Below are 17,231 nucleotides of genomic sequence, written 5' to 3'. Positions count from 1 at the left end.
GGTGACCCCGGGGGCACCGGGCCGCCCACGTCAGGACCGGGGCAGGGTCAGCCGCAGGGCCGACGGCGACACCGTCCACGTCCGGGTGCGGAACTCCGGGCCCGACACCGTGACGGCCCGCGCCCGCGCCCGCACCGGCGGCACCGCCCCGGCCACCCGTGGGGCGTCCGCCGGGCGCACCACCACCTCGGCCAGCCCGCCACCCGCCCCGCCCGGCCCCGTCCGCACCGAGACCTCCGCCACCGGACTGCCCGGATCGGCCAGCACCACGCCGTCGGCCTCCACCCGCAGCCGGGGCAGCGGCGGCGCGCCGCCCCGCCGCCCCGGCCACACGCGGGCGGCGCAGCGTCCGAGCGGGCCCAGCACCGAGGCCGGGGCGGCCGGCACCGGAGGCCGCCGGGGCCCGTCCGCCGGTGTCGCCGGGATGCGCACGCCGCCCAGCAGCACCGCCCCCGTCTCGTCCACCAGCAGGTCCACCACCCGGTCCGCCCCGGCCAGCACCGCCCGCGCGGCGGTGACGGCGTCCAGCGGCAGCCCCATGCCCTCCGCCAGCGGCGTCGTGCCGGGCGGGCCCACCGGGACGACGCCCAGCGCGACGGCCCGCGCCCCGGTGCCCTCGCGGTGCAGCTGCTCCACCGCGCACAGCAGGGCGGTGTCGTCGCCGACGAGGACCGGGCGGCGGCGCCCCCGCCGCCCCACCACCCGGCCGATCTCCTCCCGGCTGCGGGGCAGGCACATCTTGACGCCGCCCGGCCCGGCGCTCAGGACGTCCCTGGCGATGCGGACGGACTCCCCGTCGATGTGCCGGGCAGCCGGATCGACGACCACGAGCAGGTCTGGAGCCGACACGTTCGTCCTTCCTCAGGTAATCTCTCGGTGCAAGAGCCCCTGCCGCTGTTGCGTCAGGGGCTTCGACTATCCGGGGCACCGGTTCACGGCTCTTGGTGGTGGCGCGTGCGCCGCACGTCGCGCGACGACGCGTGACGCGGCGGCGCCGAAGCGGTTCACCCACCATTCCGCACGATGGACATGCCCCGCCCGAAAGGGGTGTACGCCTGTGCCCGCGCTCGTGCTGCTCGGTGCTCAGTGGGGTGACGAAGGGAAGGGAAAGGCCACCGACCTGCTCGGCGGCTCGGTCGACTACGTCGTCCGTTTCCAGGGTGGGAACAACGCCGGCCACACGGTGGTCGTCGGGGACCAGAAATACGCCCTGCACCTGCTGCCTTCCGGCATCCTCTCCCCGGGCTGCACCCCGGTCATCGGTAACGGCGTCGTCGTCGACCCCGCCGTGCTCCTCGCGGAGCTGCGCGGTCTCCAGGACCGCGGTGTCGACACCTCCAAGCTGCTGCTCAGCGGCAACGCCCACCTGATCACGCCGTACCACACGGAGATCGACAAGGTCACCGAGCGCTTCCTCGGCAAGCGCAAGATCGGCACCACCGGGCGGGGCATCGGCCCGACCTACGCGGACAAGATCAACCGCGTCGGCATCCGGGTGCAGGACCTGTTCGACGAGTCGATCCTGCGGCAGAAGGTCGAGGCCGCGCTCGACTTCAAGAACCAGGTGCTCGCCAAGCTCTACAACCGCCGGTCGGTCAGCGTCGACCAGGTCGTCGAGGAGCTGCTGGGCTACGCCGACCGGCTCTCCGGGTTCGTGTGCGACACCACGCTCGTGCTGAACGACGCCATCGACGACGGCAAGGTCGTCCTCTTCGAGGGCGGCCAGGGCACGCTGCTGGACGTCGACCACGGCACCTACCCCTTCGTGACGTCGTCCAACCCGACGGCGGGCGGCGCCTGCACCGGTGCCGGCGTCGGCCCGACCCGCATCAGTCGCGTCATCGGCATCCTCAAGGCCTACACAACGCGCGTGGGCGCCGGCCCGTTCCCGACGGAACTGCTGGACGAGGACGGCGAGAAGCTGCGCACCATCGGCGGCGAGAAGGGCGTCACCACCGGCCGCGACCGCCGCTGCGGCTGGTTCGACGCGGTGATCGCCCGCTACGCGACCCGGGTCAACGGGCTGACCGACTTCTTCCTCACCAAGCTCGACGTGCTCACCGGCTGGGAGGAGATCCCGGTGTGCGTCGCCTACGAGGTCGAGGGCCGCCGCGTCACCGAACTGCCGTACAGCCAGAGCGACTTCCATCACGCGAAGCCGGTCTACGAGTACCTGCCCGGCTGGTCCGAGGACATCACGCAGGCCAAGTCCTTCGCCGACCTGCCGAAGAACGCGCAGGGGTACGTGAAGGCGCTGGAGGAGATGTCCGGCGCGCCGATCTCCGCGATCGGTGTCGGCCCCGGCCGGGACGAGACCATCCAGGTCCGGTCCTTCCTGGACTGAGGCCGGCGCCCCACGCCACCGGCACCCCCGGGGCCCGCACGGCACGTCGTGCGGGCCCCGCGCCGTGGGTCCCGGTCCGCGCCGGCCTACGGGCGGCGGATCACGTCCAGCAGCACGCCGAACGCGGGCCGCGTCGGATGGAAGGCCGCGTAGTGCCCCACCCCGGGCAGCAGGTGCAGTCGGGCCCCCCAGTCGGCGGCGTAGCGGCGGGACAGCTCGATGGGCACGTCCCGGTCGGCCGTGCCGTGCACCAGCTCCACCGGCACCCGGGGCAGCAGCCGCATCGGGTCGGCCTCCGCGAGCAGCGGACCGACCCGTTCCGGGCCGCCCAGCAGCTCCGCCACGGCGCCCTCGCTCAGCCCCAGGTCGTGCGCGCGGGAGAGGTCCGCGACGGGTGCGACGGCGACCACCCGGTCCGCCGCCCGCTCCCGCCGGGCCGCCGCGCACAGCGCCAGGTGCCCGCCCGCCGAGTGGCCGACCAGCGCCTTCGGCGGCCCGCCCAGGTGGTCCAGGGCCGCGTTCACGTCCTCGAAGGTCGCGGGCCAGCCGCCGTCGCCGCCGACCCTGCGGTACTCCACCAGCTCCACCGCGAAGCCGTGCCCCGCGAGGGCGGCGGCGAACGGCCTCAGGTAGCCCCGGTCGTACCGCTCCCGCCAGAAGCCGCCGTGCAGCACCGTGACGCGCGGCCCGGCGCGGCGCCCGTAGAAGTCGACGACCTGCGCCGGGTGGTCCCCGTAGCGCTCGGACGCGTCGGGCGGGACCGGGGGGAGCCCCATGAGGTCCCGCTCCTCGGCCTCGCTCACCGCTCCCCCTCGGCCACCTCGGCCACCCCCGCCACCTCGGCCAGCGTGCGCGCCGCCCGCTCGACGTCGGCGAAGGAGGTGTACAGCGGCGTGAACCCGAAGCGCAGCACCCCCGGCCGCCGGAAGTCGCCGACGACGCCCCGGGCGATGAGCCGGGCCATGACGTCCTCCGCGTCCGGGCACTCCAGGGCGATCTGGCTCCCCCGCCGCTCGTGGGCGGCCGGGGTGACCAGCCGCACCCGCCCCGGCGGGAGGTAGGCGTCCACGGCCCGCAGGAAGAAGTCGGTCAGGGCCAGGGACTTGGCCCGCACCTCGGCGACGTCCACGCCGTCCCACACGCTCAGCGCCGCCTCCAGCGCCAGCATGGACAGCAGGTCCGGCGTCCCGACCCGGCCCCGCGAGACGCCCTCGGCCGGGGCGTACTCCGGCACCATCCCGAACGGGTCGCGGTGGCCGTGCCAGCCCGGCAGCGGTGAGTCGAACGCCGCCTGGTGCCGGTGCGCCACGTAGAGGTACGCGGGCGCGCCCGGCCCCCCGTTGAGGTACTTGTAGGAGCAGCCGACGGCGAAGTCGGCGCCGTGCGCGTCCAGGTCCACCGGCAGGGCGCCCGCGCTGTGGCACAGGTCCGCGACGACGAGGGCCCCGGCCGCGTGCGCCGCCGCCGTCACGCCGGGCAGGTCGTGCAGCTCGCCGGTGCGGTAGTCCACGTGGTTGACCAGCAGCACCGCCGTGCGCGGGCCGGCGGCGCCGGCCATCCCGCCCATCGGCAGGGGGCGCACCACCGCGCCCGTCATCCGCGCCGCCGACTGTGCGATGTAGCCGTCCGTGGGGAACGTCGCCGCGTCCACCAGGATCTCGTCCCGGCCGGGCCCGGCCCGCCGGACGGCGCCGACGACCGCCTTGAAGACGTTCACCGACGTCGAGTCGCCCACGACGATCTGGCCCGGCGCGGCGCCGACGAGCGGGGCGATCAGGTCGCCGACCCGCTCGGGCGTCTCCCACCAGCCCGACTCCGTCCACGAGCGGATGCGCAGCTCGCCCCACTCCCGCGCCACGACGTCGGCCAGCCGGCCGGGCACGGCGCGCGGCAGCGCCCCGAGCGAGTTGCCGTCCAGGTAGACGGCGCCCTCGGGGTGTGCGGGGTCGTCGAGGACGAACAGGTCCCTCAGCTTCGCCAGCGGGTCGGCGGTGTCCCGCCGCACGGCCTCGGCCCGCAGCTCCTCCGCCACGGCGCCCGGCTCCCGCCTCCCGGTCGCGTCAGACATGGCCGCGCGCGCTCCACAGCTCCGGGAAGACGCTCTTGGTCGTCCGCTTCTCCAGCCACGCGACCCCGGCGGAGCCGCCCGTGCCGACCTTGGAGCCCATCGCGCGGCGGGTCGCGACCAGGTGGTCGTTGCGCCAGCGCCACACCAGCTCCGCGACCTCCGTGAGCGCCTCCCCGAGCCGGGCCGCCGGGGCCTCCGGATCACCGGAGTAGATCCGCGCCCAGGCGGCCTCCACCTGCGGCGACGGCTCGTACCTGTCGCTCACGTCCCGGTTCAGCACCGCGGCCGGGATGTCCTCGCCCTGCCGGGAGAGGTAGTGCAGCACCTCGTCGTACAGGCTCGGCTCGTGGAGGGCCTTCTCCAACTCGTCGTGGACCCGGGGTGCGCCCCGGTGCGGGACGAGCATGGACGCCGACTTGTCTCCCAGCAGGAACTCCAGGCGCCGGTACATCGCCGACTGGAAGCCGGAGCCCTCGCCCAGGGCGGCCCGGTAGGAGTTGAACTGCGCCGGGGTCAGGTGCGCCAGCGGCTCCCACGAGGCGTTGAGGGACCGGAGCTCGTAGGTCGAGCGCCGCAGGGCGTCCAGGGCCGTTCGCAGGTCGTCCTCGCGCAACGCGCGGGCGGCGGTCTCCCACTCGTGGACGAGCACCGTGAACCACAGCTCCATGACCTGGGTCGTCACCAGGAACACCATTTCACCGGGATCATCCGTGAAGGGCTTCTGGAGGTGGGTGAGGACGTCGGCCTGTACGTAGTCCTCGTAGGGCGTCGTACCTGCGAAGTCCAGGTTCGGGGTCTCGGGGCTTTCGGTCATCGAAGGTCTCCTCGCACATCCACCCGGGGTCACCGGGCCTGCGGCGATCATCTCCGGACGGCGGGGCCACGGCAAGGGCGGGGCTCAGGGCACACTGGGGGCATGTCCATTCACGAGAACCTGCTCGGGGGTCCGCCCCCGACCCACCTGCCCGACGACCCGGGGCCGCGCGAGGCGCTGGCCGCCGGTACCGCGCCCGCGGACGTCGCCGCGCAGTACCCCGCCTCCTCCCTCGCGTGGGCGCAGCTCGCCGACGAGGCGTACGAGGGCGGGCGGGTCGTCGAGTCGTACGCGTACGCCCGCACCGGGTACCACCGCGGCCTCGACTCGCTCCGCCGCAGCGGCTGGAAGGGCCACGGCCCGGTGCCGTTCGAGCACGAGCCGAACCGCGGGTTCCTCCGCGCCCTGCACGCCCTGGCGCGCGCCGCCAAGGCCATCGGGGAGCAGGAGGAGTACGAGCGCTGCACGACGTTCCTGGCCGAGAGCAGCCCCACCGCCGCCGAGACGCTGACGTAGCACGTCCCGACACCTCGCGCTCCGCCACCCCCGGCCCGGAAACGGGCCCGGGGCCCGGCGGATCGCCGGGCCCCGGGGGTGGTGACGCGTCAGGCGAGCTTGGTGCCGGTCGAGCGCAGGTTGGCGCAGGCCAGCTGCACGCGCTCGGCCATGGAGGCCTCGGCCAGCTTGCCCCAGGTGCGCGGGTCGTACGTCTTCTTGTTGCCGACCTCGCCGTCCACCTTCAGCACGCCGTCGTAGTTGCGGAACATGTGGTCCGCGACGGGCCGCGTGAACGCGTACTGGGTGTCGGTGTCGAGGTTCATCTTGACGACGCCGTTCTCCAGCGCGGTCGCGATCTCCTGCTCGGTGGAGCCGGAGCCGCCGTGGAAGACGAAGTCGAAGGGGTTCTGCCGGCCGTGCTTCGCGGCGACACCCTCCTGGAGGTCCTTGAGCAGCTCGGGGCGCAGCACCACGTTGCCGGGCTTGTAGACGCCGTGCACGTTGCCGAAGGAGGCGGCCAGCAGGTAGCGGCCCTTCTCGCCCAGGCCCAGGGCCTCGGCGGTGCGCAGGGCGTCGTCCACGGTGGTGTAGAGCTCGTCGTTGATCTCGTGGGTGACGCCGTCCTCCTCGCCGCCGGTCGGGGTGATCTCGACCTCAAGGATGATCTTGGCGGCGGCAGCCACGGCCAGCAGCTCCTGCCCGATGGCCAGGTTGTCCGCCAGCGTCTCGGCCGAACCGTCCCACATGTGCGACTGGAACAGCGGGTTCCGTCCGGCGGCGACGCGCTCGCGGGAGACCTCCAGCAGCGGCCGGACGTAGCCGTCCAGCTTGTCCTTCGGGCAGTGGTCGGTGTGCAGGGCGATGTTCACCGGGTACTTGTCGGCGACGACGTGGGCGAACTCGGCCAGGGCGACGGCGCCCGTCACCATGTCCTTGCTGTACTGGCCGCCGAGGAACTCCGCGCCACCGGTGGAGATCTGGACGATGCCGTCGCTCTCGGCCTCGGCGAACCCGCGCAGGGCCGCGTGCAGGGTCTGGGTGGAGGTGACGTTGATGGCCGGGTAGGCGAACTTGCCGGCCTTCGCCCGGTCGAGCATCTCGTTGTAGATCTCGGGGGTTGCGATGGGCATTCTGTCCGCTCCTTGGGAGTGTGCGGGTGTTCGAGGGGTTCCCTGACCGTGGGCGACTCCGTCGTCGGACCCATCTTCCCAGACGTCGGCCCCGGCTCCCGAGGGGCCGTCCGAACGGCAGCGCGTCGGCAGAGGCGTCGACGGGAGGGGGCTTTGCGTCCGGGGGAGGTCGAGGGGCTGAGGTTTCACGTGAAACCCCAGCCCCTCGACGTTCATGCGTTCAGCTCAGGCCCAGATCCTCGCTGCGGTAGGCCTGGTAGTACGGCAGCCCGGTCTCCTCGATCGCCGCGGCGGCACCGCGCTCGACGATCACCGCCACCCCGACGACCTGCGCCCCGGCCTCCTTCAGCGCCTCGACGGCGGTGAGCACCGAGCCGCCCGTGGTGGAGGTGTCCTCCACGGCCAGCACCCGCCGGCCCGCGACGTCCGGACCCTCGACGCGGCGCTGGAGGCCGTGCGCCTTGCCCGTCTTGCGCACGACGAAGGCGTCCAGCCGGCGCCCCCGGGCGGCGGCGGCGTGCAGCATGGCCGTCGCCACCGGGTCGGCGCCGAGGGTGAGGCCGCCCACCGCGTCGTAGTCCAAGTCGGCGGTGAGATCGAGCATGACCTGACCGACCAGCGGGGCCGTCTCGCCGTCCAGGGTGATCCGGCGCAGGTCGACGTAGTAGTCGGCCTCCTTCCCGGAGGAGAGGATCACCTTGCCGTGCACCACGGCCTTGTCCTTGATCTGCTGCAGCAGCGCAGCGCGCGCGTCGGTCATGGCCCTGAGCCTATCCAGCGCCCCGCGCGTCCCCGGCGCCCAGCCCGCGCCAGGCCCAGGTGGTGCTGATCTCCAGCGGCTCGAGGGGCGTCACGAACCGCGGGTGGGTGTTCAGCCCGTTCGGCGGCCCCGTCTGCGGCTCGACGCACACCGCGGCCTCCTGCTCGTCGTAGACCACGAGCCACTCCGCCCGACTGGTGATCGACAGCTCCAGCTCGTCGGGCCAGGTGAGCGTCACGTCGACACCGTCGGGCATGCCGAAGCAGTCGTCCCACGGTCCGGGTCGGGGCGGGATACGACGCCCGGTGGGCAGGTGGTCGGGGCCGCGCTCCTCCTGCCAGGCCGGGTGGAACTCCACCCGGACGTCCGAGCCGCCCCGGCCGAGGTTGCGCCGCCACCAGGGGTGCCAGCCGGCCTGCGCGGGGAAGGAGTCCGACGCGGTCTCCACGCCGAGGGTCAGGGTGAGGGAGGAGCCGTCCTCCGCCAGCTCGACGAGCTGCGTCACCGTGCCCGGCCAGGGCCACGGCTCGCCGAGCCGCCAGGTGAACGCGGCCGTGCGGCCGTCGGCCCGGACGGTGCGCCAGCGGCCGTCGCGGGCGAAGCCGTGGATGGCGTGGGGTGGTTCGTTGCGGGGCAGTCGGTACGTCTCGGCTCCGCTGCGGAACCGGCCCCGGTCCGTGCGTCCGCAGAACGGGACCATGACGAAGGCGCCGTGGCCCTCGCCGGGTAGCAGCAGTTCGGTGCCGGCCACGCGCAACGAGGCGATCCGGCACCCCTGTTCGGGCTCGACGGTCACCTCGGTGTCACCGGCGGCGAGCCGGACCGTCGTGGTCTGGGTGGTCACCCCACCGAGCGTAGGCGCTCGACCGAGGTGGGTTCAGCGACGCCGCCGCAGGACGCGCCCGACCAGCACGGCGGAGGCCACGGCGAGCGCCGCGGCGGGGGCGGCCCAGCGCAGGGCGGCCGTCGCGCCCACGGTCTCCGGCGCGGGCACGGGAGCGTAGCGGCCACGCGGCGGGGCGTGGTCGACCTCCTCCGCACTGCGGCCGATCATCGTGCGCCGGGCGTGGGCGGCCTCGGCGGGGGCGCTCTCCCCGGCCCGACGCCCCCCTGCGGGGGCCGTGCGCTCCGACTCCTCGTCCGCCGAGGGGTCCGGCGACGGCGGCGGGACCTCCGTCTCGAAGACGGACGCGCCCGGCTCGGCCTCCCCGGACTCCGGCGCCCCGGGCTCCGGCTCGGTCGGGGCGCCCCGCTCCGGCGACGGGCCGGGGACCGGTCCGGTCGCCGACTCGGGGGCCGGGATGCCGGGGATGACGCGCTGGTTGTCGTCGGTCGGCGGATCGGCCGCGAGGCTCTGCGCCAGCGCCTCGGCGAACCGTTCCAGCAGACGCCGGCCGGCGGCGGCCCGCTGCTTCGCCTCGGCCTCGTTGAGCCGCCCCTTGCTGCGCACCGACCCGGCGCACACCAGCACCGTGCCCTCGGCGTCCCCCTGCCCGTCCCCGACGGCGCGCGGCGTGAGCGTCACCTCGGCGCGGACGGATCCCTGGCCGCGCGCCTCGTCGCCCTCGCCCCTGACGCGGAAGCCGTCCTCCCGCACGGAGACGGTCAACGCGCCCCGGTAGGTGATGGTGGAGCCGCCGATGCGGATCCGCAGCCGGCCGGACACCGTGCCGTCGGCGTCCGCCTGCCCGTCCACGGCGTCGAGCTGGACACCCGGCACACAGCGCGCGACGCGCTCGGCCTCGGCCAGCGCCGCCCGGACGGACCCGACGGGAAACGGAACGTACACCTCGTGCTCCATGGGGCGGAGCCTACCCGCGCGGACCGCCGGACAGGCCGACCCGGACGGATCGTGGCCGTCCGGGGTCGCCGCCCGAAACCGTCCGGGGCCGGGGCCCGGAACCGTCCGGGGCCGTGCCGGGCGTCAGCCGCCGTAGCGCGGGTGGAGCAGCGTCGAGGGCGCCAGGCCGGTGCGCCGCTGCCGCTCGGCGGTGGCCGCCGCGTGGGCGAGGTCGGCCGCGTCGAACGCCCTCGGGCGCGGCTCCGCGGCGTCCAGCAGCAGCGGCGGTGCGGCTCCGGGCGCGGCGAGCAGGAAACCCCAGTCCGCCGGATGCCCGGCGGGCGCGCCGGCCCGCTGGACCCGGTCGGTACCGGCGGGGAACACGGACGCCCGCCCGTCGACGGCGTACGGCACGGGCCGCAGCCCGGCCGCCCGCAGCGTGGCCTCCACCGTCCAGAAGACACGCCCGGCGCCGCTCACCGAACCGGCGTGCACGGCGAAGCGGCCGTCCGGGGACAGCGCACGGGCGAGCAGCCCGTAGAACTCCTGCGAGTACAGCCGCGCGCTCTCCGCCGGGCGGGGGTCCGGCAGTCCGGAGACGATCACGTCGTACGGCGGCTCGGCGGTCCGGGCCCGGGAACGGAGCCACTCGAAGGCGTCGGCCGTCACCACCCGGGCCCGGGGGTCGGTGAACGCCCCCTCGTTCAGGGCGCGGAGCCTCGGGTCGCTCCGGGCCAGCGCGACCACCTCCGGGTCGATGTCGACGACGGTCACCTCGGCGACGTCCGGGTGCCGCAGCACCTCGCGCAGGGCGAGGCCGTCGCCCCCGCCCAGGACCAGGACGCGGGCGTGCGGACCGGCGGCCATGGCGGGGCGGACGAGGGCCTGGTGGTAGCGGGCCTCGTCGCCGCCGCACACCCGCAACCGCCCGTCCAGGTACAGCTCCAGGCCGCACGGACCGTTCGCGGCGCCCGCGTGGCGCCCGCTCCCCCGCGCGTCGGTGAGCACGATCTCCTGCACGTCGCTGTGGACCGCGACCCGCACCGAGCCCCCGTAGACCGCCCGGCGCGCGGCCTCCTCGAACGGGCCCGCGCACCCCGCCCCCGTCCCGAGGAGCGACAGCACCGCCGTGAAGACGAGCAGCAGCCCGGCCCGCTGGCGGGGGCCGAGGTCGTGCCGGAAGAGCCACAGGACGAGCAGCCCGCCCGCCAGCACGTTGACGACGCCGACGAGCAGGGCGCCCGTCAGCTGCCCGAAGACCGGCAGCAGGAGGAACGGGAACGCCAGCCCGCCCACCAGGGCCCCCACGTAGTCGGCGGCGAACAGGTCGGCGACGGCACCTCCCGCGTCCTGCGCCCGGATGCGCTGGATCAGCGTCATCAGCAGCGGCATCTCCGCACCGATGAGCACCCCGATGGCCAGCGAGAACGCGACGAGCACCGGCCCGGAGGCCCCGAACCAGGCGAACGCCGCGTACAGGGCCATCACCGAGCCGCCGCCCACGAGCGCGAGCACGCACTCGATCATCCCGAAGCAGGCGACGGCGCGGCACCGCAGCCGCTTGGCCAGCAGGGAGCCCACGCCCATCGCGAAGACCATCACCGACAGCACGATGGAGGCCTGCGTCACCGAGTCACCGGTGAGGTACGACGCCATGGCCACGAGCGCCAGCTCGTACACCAGCCCGCAGGCGGCGCAGACGAAGACGGCGCACAGGACGAGGAAGCGGCCCAGCCCCGGCCGCACGGGCAGCCGCAGGGGGATCTCCTCCGGCGCCGGCCGCGACCGGTCGGGCTGCACCGCCCGTCCGGACACGGGCTGGTCGATCATGCTGGGAACGCTACGTGACGCCAAACCTGCGCAACGTCACCCACAGGAGTGCAATCCACGGCCCGGATGTCAGGCCAGGGCCGTCTCCCGGTCGTGGACGGCCACCCGGGTGCGGGTGGCGACGAGCCGCCCCTCCTGGGGGTAGGCGTGCCAGGTCCGCCAGCACACCTGCTGCCCCAGCCGCTGCACGAGCAGCGCGGTGAACGCGTGCGGGTCACCCGGGAACGTCCCGGCGAGCCCGTTGGGGTGGTCGGCGACGAGCGCCAGCAGCTCCTGCGCCCGTCCGGCGAAGGCGCCCCGCGACAGCGTCTCGACCCGGGTGGCGAACTCGTAGTCCCAGCTCCCCAGCCGCTTGGAGATGCCGAGGGGCAGGGGGCTGCGGCTGCCCGGCATGCAGGCCACCGTCTCCGAGCAGCGTCCGCTGTCGTCCTCCAGCAGCACTTGGTGGGAGGCGCCCAACAGCCGCAACTGCACCGTGGAGCCGTGGAGATGAAGATCGAGAGTGGCAAGCGCCGGCAGCGGCTCGCGGCCGAGCGCCCAGGCGAGGTCGCCGGCGCGGGTGTCGGTGTAGGCGGTCTTGAGCGTCGTGAGCATGGATCGGCTCCGCAAGCACGTGTGGAGAGAGGGACCGGTTGAGGGTGGGCCGGCCACCGTTCGGGATGCACCTCGGGGTTGTTCCAGAGTTCGCCGGCTCGTGCCCTTACGGGCTCCTGGTACGGCTTCACCGAATCATGTTGGACACCAAGTCCACAGTGGTTTTACCCAACTTCGGGACATTTCCATACCCGAGAGGGCGATGGTGGTCACGTGTTCAACAGGTCCGCTCGTTTCCCTCGGCATATGCCCTGCCCGCGTCACCGCTCCCCCGGCCGGGCCCGCCCGCACCCCCGTCGGGCGGCCCCGGCCCGGCCCCCGTCAGTCGCCCCCGCCGCCGCAGCTCCCCCCGCCGTCACCTCCGCCGCCGCAGCTCCCCCCGCCGTCACCCCAGCCACCGCCGGAGCCGCCCCCGTACGCACCGCCGTCCCCCGAACCGCCGCGCCCGCCCACGGCCCTCCGACGCCCCGCGCTCCCGGTCCGCACCGAACTCGCGGCGATCGCGGCCACCAGAAGCGCCAGCCCGAACACCACCACGACGACCAGCACCGCTGTCATCGCGCCCCCTTCCGTACTGCCCCGCCCCCCGACGGAGCAGGCCGTGCTCCCGACATGCCCCCACCGCTCCGGCGGCAAAGCAGACTTGAGCAACTCCAGAGCTTGCGCACCCGCCGGGTCGATCCGCGAGGATGCCCGTCATGGGACGACCACCGCTCAACCCCCGCCTGGCCGAGTTCGGGACCACGATCTTCGCCGAGATGTCCGCCCTGGCCCAGCGCACCGGGGCCATCAACCTCGGCCAGGGATTCCCCGACACCGACGGGCCCGAGGAGATCCGCGAGGCCGCCGTCCGCGCCCTGCGCGAAGGGCGCGGCAACCAGTACCCGCCGGGCCCCGGCGTCCCGGAGCTGCGCGCCGCCGTCAGCGAGCACCAGCGGCGCTTCTACGGCCTGGACGTCGACCCCGACACGGAGGTCCTCGTCACCGCCGGGGCCACCGAAGCCATCGCCGCCGCCCTCCTCGCGCTCGTGGCGCCGGGTGACGAGGTCGTCGCGCTGGAGCCGTACTACGACTCGTACGCCGCCTGCGTCGCCCTGGCCGGTGGCACCCGCGTCCCCGTCACCCTGCGCCCGGACGGGCCCGACGGCGGCTTCCGGCTCGACCTGGACGAGCTGCGCGCCGCCGTCACCGACCGCACCCGCCTCCTGCTCCTCAACACCCCGCACAACCCCACGGGCACCGTCCTCACCCGCGCCGAACTGACCGCCGTCGCCGAACTGGCCTGTGAACGCGACCTGCTGGTGGTCACCGACGAGGTCTACGAGCACCTGGTCTTCGAGGGCGAGCACGTGCCGATCGCCTCGTTGCCCGGCATGCACGACCGCACGGTCACCATCTCCAGCAGCGGCAAGACGTTCTCCTTCACCGGCTGGAAGGTCGGCTGGGTCACCGCCCACCCCGAGCTGCTGACGGCCGTGCGGTCGGCGAAGCAGTACCTGACCTTCGTCTCGGCCGGCCCGTTCCAGTACGCGATCGCCGAGGCGCTGGCGCTCCCCGACACCTACTTCACCGCCCTCCGCGAGGATCTCCGGGCCAAGCGCGACCTCCTCGCCGCCGGGCTCGCCGACGCGGGGTTCACCGTGCACCCCCCGCGCGGCACGTACTTCATCACCACCGACGTCCGCGCGCTCGGCGAGCGCGACGGCTTCGCGTTCTGCCGGAGCCTGCCGGAACGCTGCGGCGTCGTCGCGGTGCCCAACGCCGTCTTCCACGACGACCCGGAGGCCGGCCGCAGCCAGGTCCGCTTCGCCTTCTGCAAGCGGGAGGCGGTCCTGCGCGAGGCGACCGACCGCCTCCGCGCCCTGGCCCCCTGAGCCCGGGGCCCACCGGCCCGCCCGGGGGCGCCGCGCGACCCGGACGTGGCGCGGCCCCGGACGGGGGGTGTCCGGGGCCGGTCGGGGGTGGGCCGGGCTGTCAGTCCTCGGCGTCCTCCGGGCCGTCGGAGCCGGACTCGGCGTCCTTCTCCAGGCCGAGCGACTCCACGAGCCACTTGTCGAACTCGATCGACGCCCGCACCCAGCTGACGGTGCTGGAGACGAAGTGCTCCAGGGACACGCCGGTGCCGATCAGCATCTGCGCCTCGCCGATGAGGCGGACGGTGCCGTCGTCGTGGGTGTGCGTGTAGAGCTTCGGCCACAGGGTGCGGCGGTTCCAGTCGTCGATCGACTCCAGGATCTTGACCTTGTCGTCGATCGAGTGCGGCCGGTCGTAGAACGTACGGACCGAGAAGACCCGCTGCTCCTTCTCGCCACGGAACATGAAGTACGTGCGGAACTCCTCCCACGGCGCCGCGAGGTCCCCCTCGTCGTCGACGACGTACTTCAGCTCCATCTGGTCGAGCAGCTGCTTGACCAGGTCCTGGTCCGGGACGATCGGTCCCGCCGGGCCCCCCTGCGGCTGCTGAGGCTGCTGGCCCCCGAAATTCGGAATCGAGGACGGGTCGATGCTCACGTAGGTGTTCCCTTCGTACGGCTCCGGCCATCCTCCCTCACGACGGCCCGGTCCCCGCAACCCCGACCGGCCGCGTCCGGTGGCATGCCGGGGAGGGCGCGTCCGGCCGGGGCTGCGCGGGTTCAGCCGGTGACGGGTCCGACCGTCAGACCGTCCCCGGCGACGTCGACCCGGACGGTGTCCCCGTCGCGCACCTCGCCGCCCAGGATCTCCCGGGCCAGCTGGTCGCCGATGGCGGTCTGCACCAGGCGACGCAGGGGGCGGGCGCCGTACGCCGGGTCGTTGCCCTCGACCGCCAGCCAGTGCCGGGCGGCCTCGGTGACCTCCAGCGTAAGCCTGCGGTCGGCCAGCCGCCGCTGGAGCGCGTCGATCTGGAGCTGCGCGATCCGCTCCAGCTCGTCCCCGCTCAGCGCGGAGAAGACGACCAGGTCGTCGAGGCGGTTGAGGAACTCCGGTCGGAACGCGGCGCGCACCGCCGCCAGCACCTTCTCGCGCTGCTCCTCGGGCTTGGCCAGAGGGTCCATGAGGTGCTGGCTGCCGAGGTTGGAGGTGAGGACGAGGATGGTGTTGCGGAAGTCCACCGTGCGGCCCTGGCCGTCGGTGAGCCGTCCGTCGTCCAGCACCTGGAGGAGGATGTCGAAGACCTCGTGGTGTGCCTTCTCCACCTCGTCCAGCAGTACGACGGTGTAGGGGCGGCGGCGCACCGCCTCCGTCAGCTGGCCGCCCTCCTCGTACCCGACGTAGCCGGGCGGCGCGCCGACGAGCCGGGCCACCGAGTGCTTCTCGCTGTACTCGCTCATGTCGATGCGGACCATGGCGCGCTCGTCGTCGAAGAGGAAGTCGGCGAGGGCCTTCGCCAGCTCCGTCTTGCCGACGCCGGTGGGGCCGAGGAAGAGGAACGAGCCGGTGGGACGGTCGGGGTCGGCGATGCCCGCCCGGGTGCGGCGGACGGCGTCCGACACGGCCCGCACGGCCTCGCCCTGCCCGATCAGGCGGCGGCCCAGCTCCTCCTCCATGCGCAGCAGCTTCTGCGTCTCGCCCTCCAGCAGCCGCCCGGCCGGGATGCCCGTCCAGGAGGCGACGACGTCGGCGATGTCGTCCGGACCGACCTCCTCCTTCACCATCGTGCCCTGCGCGGCGGCGGCGGACTCCTGCTCCGCCTCGGCCCGCGCGGCCTCCTCCAGCTGCGCTTCGACGGCCGGGATCTCGCCGTAGAGCAGCTTGGAGGCGGTGTCGAAGTCCCCGTCGCGCTCGGCCCGCTCGGCCTGGCCGCGCAGCTCGTCGAGCCGCTCCTTCAGCTCGCCGAGGGCGTTGAGCGCCTGCTTCTCCTTCTCCCAGCGTGCGGTGAGGCCGCGCAGCTCCTCCTCGCGGTCGGCGAGGGCGCGGCGCAGCGTCTCCAGCCGCTCGACGGAGGCCGGGTCGGACTCGCCGGACAGGGCCAGCTCCTCCATCCGCATCCGGTCCACGGAGCGCTGGAGTTCGTCGATCTCGACGGGCGAGGAGTCGATCTCCATGCGCAGCCGGGAGGCGGCCTCGTCCACCAGGTCGATGGCCTTGTCCGGCAGGAAGCGGGAGGTGATGTAGCGGTCGGACAGGGAGGCGGCGGCCACCAGGGCGCTGTCGGCGATCTGCACCTTGTGGTGCGCCTCGTAGCGGCCCTTGAGGCCGCGCAGGATCGCGACGGAGTCCGCCACGGTGGGCTCGGCGACCAGCACCTGCTGGAAGCGCCGCTCCAGCGCCGGGTCCTTCTCGATGCGCTCGCGGTACTCGTCCAGCGTCGTCGCTCCGACCATGCGCAGCTCGCCCCGGGCCAGCATGGGCTTGAGCATGTTGCCCGCGTCCATCGCCGAGTCCCCGCCGGCTCCCGCGCCGACGACGGTGTGCAGCTCGTCGATGAACGTGACGATCTGGCCCTCGCTGTCCTTGATCTCCGCGAGGACGGTCTTCAGCCGCTCCTCGAACTCGCCCCGGTACTTGGCCCCGGCCACCATGGCGCCGAGGTCCAGGGCGACGAGGCGCTTGCCGCGCAGCGACTCCGGCACGTCACCCTTCACGATGCGCTGGGCCAGGCCCTCGACGACGGCCGTCTTGCCGACGCCGGGCTCGCCGATGAGCACCGGGTTGTTCTTCGTCCGGCGGGAGAGGACCTGGACGACGCGGCGGATCTCCTGGTCCCGCCCGATGACCGGATCCAGCTTGCCGTCGCGGGCGGCGGCCGTGAGGTCGGTGCCGAACTTCTCCAGGGCCTTGTAGGTGCCCTCCGGGTCCGCCGTGGTGACCCGGCGCCCGCCGCGCGCCTCGGCGAAGGCGTCCAGGAGCTTCCTGTCGTTCGCGCCCTGGCCCCGGAGCAGCTCGCCGGCCTGCCCGCCCTTGGCGGCGACGCCGATCAGCAGGTGCTCGGTGGACACGTACTGGTCGCCCAGGTCCTTGGCGCGCCGGGCCGCGTCCGCGACGACGGCCAGCAGCTCGCGGTTCGGCTGCGGCTTCGCCACCGTCGACCCCTGGACGACGGGCAGCGCACCGAGCAGCCGCTCCGCGCCGCTGCGCAGGGCGGCCTGGTCGGCGTCGACCGAGGCCAGGAGGTCCTGGATGTTCTCGTTGTCCTCACCCGCGAGCAGCGCGAGCAGCAGGTGGGCGGGGGTGATGTCGGTGTGCCCGTCCGTGAGGGCGCGGTTGCCGGCCGCACTGATCGCTTCCCGGCTCCTGTTCGTCAGCTCGGCGTCCACGTTCGGCGTCTCCTCCTCGGTACCACTCAGCGGATGCTGACCCTGATGGGTACAGGGTACACAAACTTGAGCGATGTCGACTCAACACATTACGTCGTTCCCCACCCTCGCCCGTTCGGGTGAAGCCGCTGGTCGGCGGCACCGGGCGGGGCCGGCCTCCGGCCAGACTGGTTCCG

Annotated in this window: 16 protein-coding genes; 3 read left to right on the top strand and 13 right to left on the bottom strand. The window is 74.0% G+C overall.

What is annotated here, in order from left to right; genetic code table 11:
• Window positions 1-30: 30 nt before the first annotated feature.
• Entirely contained in the window at window positions 31-849 is an 819-nt protein-coding gene (locus IF129_RS09890) for a diacylglycerol kinase (protein WP_318153647.1), read from the bottom strand.
• A gap of 208 nt (window positions 850-1,057) precedes the next feature.
• On the opposite strand from IF129_RS09890, the gene IF129_RS09885 reads away from it, so the two are divergent.
• Complete coding sequence (locus IF129_RS09885; protein ID WP_191209190.1) at window positions 1,058-2,344, top strand: adenylosuccinate synthase; 1,287 nt, start codon at window positions 1,058-1,060, stop codon at window positions 2,342-2,344.
• An 86-nt stretch (window positions 2,345-2,430) separates the two neighbouring features.
• Here IF129_RS09885 and IF129_RS09880 read toward each other — a convergent pair whose 3' ends face one another.
• From IF129_RS09880 to IF129_RS09870, 3 genes are read right to left on the bottom strand one after another with little or no spacing between them, the layout of a single operon-like run.
• Window positions 2,431-3,120, bottom strand: a complete 690-nt coding sequence (locus IF129_RS09880; protein ID WP_191209515.1) for an alpha/beta hydrolase family protein — start codon at window positions 3,118-3,120, stop codon at window positions 2,431-2,433.
• A 23-nt stretch (window positions 3,121-3,143) separates the two neighbouring features.
• A complete protein-coding gene (gene kynU / locus IF129_RS09875; protein WP_191209189.1) occupies window positions 3,144-4,412 on the bottom strand; it encodes a kynureninase in 1,269 nt (422 codons plus the stop codon).
• Complete coding sequence (locus IF129_RS09870) at window positions 4,405-5,226, bottom strand: tryptophan 2,3-dioxygenase family protein (protein WP_191209188.1); 822 nt, start codon at window positions 5,224-5,226, stop codon at window positions 4,405-4,407. Before IF129_RS09870 ends, kynU begins: the two co-directional genes overlap by 8 nt.
• A 102-nt stretch (window positions 5,227-5,328) precedes the next feature.
• On the opposite strand from IF129_RS09870, the gene IF129_RS09865 reads away from it, so the two are divergent.
• The gene (locus IF129_RS09865; protein ID WP_191209187.1) at window positions 5,329-5,742 is read left to right on the top strand and encodes a DUF3151 domain-containing protein; all 414 of its coding nucleotides are present in this window, start codon (window positions 5,329-5,331) and stop codon (window positions 5,740-5,742) included.
• Between the two features lie 89 nt (window positions 5,743-5,831).
• On the opposite strand, the gene fbaA is transcribed toward IF129_RS09865, so the two are convergent.
• The 7 genes from fbaA to IF129_RS09830 form a co-directional block, all read right to left on the bottom strand.
• On the bottom strand, window positions 5,832-6,854 hold the full coding sequence (gene fbaA / locus IF129_RS09860) for a class II fructose-bisphosphate aldolase (RefSeq protein ID WP_191209186.1): 1,023 nt from the start codon (window positions 6,852-6,854) through the stop codon (window positions 5,832-5,834).
• Between the two features lie 220 nt (window positions 6,855-7,074).
• The gene (pyrE, locus tag IF129_RS09855; protein ID WP_191209185.1) at window positions 7,075-7,614 is read right to left on the bottom strand and encodes an orotate phosphoribosyltransferase; all 540 of its coding nucleotides are present in this window, start codon (window positions 7,612-7,614) and stop codon (window positions 7,075-7,077) included.
• 10 nt (window positions 7,615-7,624) lie between these two features.
• Complete coding sequence (locus tag IF129_RS09850; RefSeq protein WP_191209184.1) at window positions 7,625-8,458, bottom strand: aldose epimerase family protein; 834 nt, start codon at window positions 8,456-8,458, stop codon at window positions 7,625-7,627.
• A 33-nt stretch (window positions 8,459-8,491) separates the two neighbouring features.
• Entirely contained in the window at window positions 8,492-9,415 is a 924-nt protein-coding gene (locus IF129_RS09845) for an SRPBCC family protein (protein WP_191209183.1), read from the bottom strand.
• A gap of 123 nt (window positions 9,416-9,538) precedes the next feature.
• The gene (locus IF129_RS09840) at window positions 9,539-11,224 is read right to left on the bottom strand and encodes a polyamine aminopropyltransferase (RefSeq protein ID WP_191209182.1); all 1,686 of its coding nucleotides are present in this window, start codon (window positions 11,222-11,224) and stop codon (window positions 9,539-9,541) included.
• Between the two features lie 69 nt (window positions 11,225-11,293).
• The gene (locus IF129_RS09835) at window positions 11,294-11,818 is read right to left on the bottom strand and encodes a DUF2617 family protein (protein WP_191209181.1); all 525 of its coding nucleotides are present in this window, start codon (window positions 11,816-11,818) and stop codon (window positions 11,294-11,296) included.
• Between the two features lie 321 nt (window positions 11,819-12,139).
• Window positions 12,140-12,376: a hypothetical protein gene (locus IF129_RS09830; RefSeq protein WP_191209180.1), complete on the bottom strand. Its 237-nt coding sequence runs from the start codon at window positions 12,374-12,376 to the stop codon at window positions 12,140-12,142.
• 140 nt (window positions 12,377-12,516) lie between these two features.
• Here IF129_RS09830 and IF129_RS09825 point away from each other — a divergent pair, with 140 nt between their 5' ends.
• The gene (locus IF129_RS09825; protein ID WP_191209179.1) at window positions 12,517-13,692 is read left to right on the top strand and encodes a pyridoxal phosphate-dependent aminotransferase; all 1,176 of its coding nucleotides are present in this window, start codon (window positions 12,517-12,519) and stop codon (window positions 13,690-13,692) included.
• Window positions 13,693-13,792: 100 nt separating this feature from the next.
• Here IF129_RS09825 and IF129_RS09820 read toward each other — a convergent pair whose 3' ends face one another.
• Together IF129_RS09820 and clpB are read right to left on the bottom strand one after the other, a co-directional pair.
• On the bottom strand, window positions 13,793-14,329 hold the full coding sequence (locus tag IF129_RS09820; protein ID WP_191209178.1) for a YbjN domain-containing protein: 537 nt from the start codon (window positions 14,327-14,329) through the stop codon (window positions 13,793-13,795).
• A gap of 122 nt (window positions 14,330-14,451) precedes the next feature.
• A complete protein-coding gene (clpB, locus tag IF129_RS09815) occupies window positions 14,452-17,055 on the bottom strand; it encodes an ATP-dependent chaperone ClpB (protein ID WP_191209177.1) in 2,604 nt (867 codons plus the stop codon).
• Window positions 17,056-17,231 lie beyond the last annotated feature (176 nt).

This window comes from Streptomyces chumphonensis (assembly GCF_014779715.1).
Classification (GTDB): domain Bacteria; phylum Actinomycetota; class Actinomycetes; order Streptomycetales; family Streptomycetaceae; genus Streptomyces; species Streptomyces chumphonensis.
This window is presented reverse-complemented; position numbering and strand designations above follow the sequence as displayed.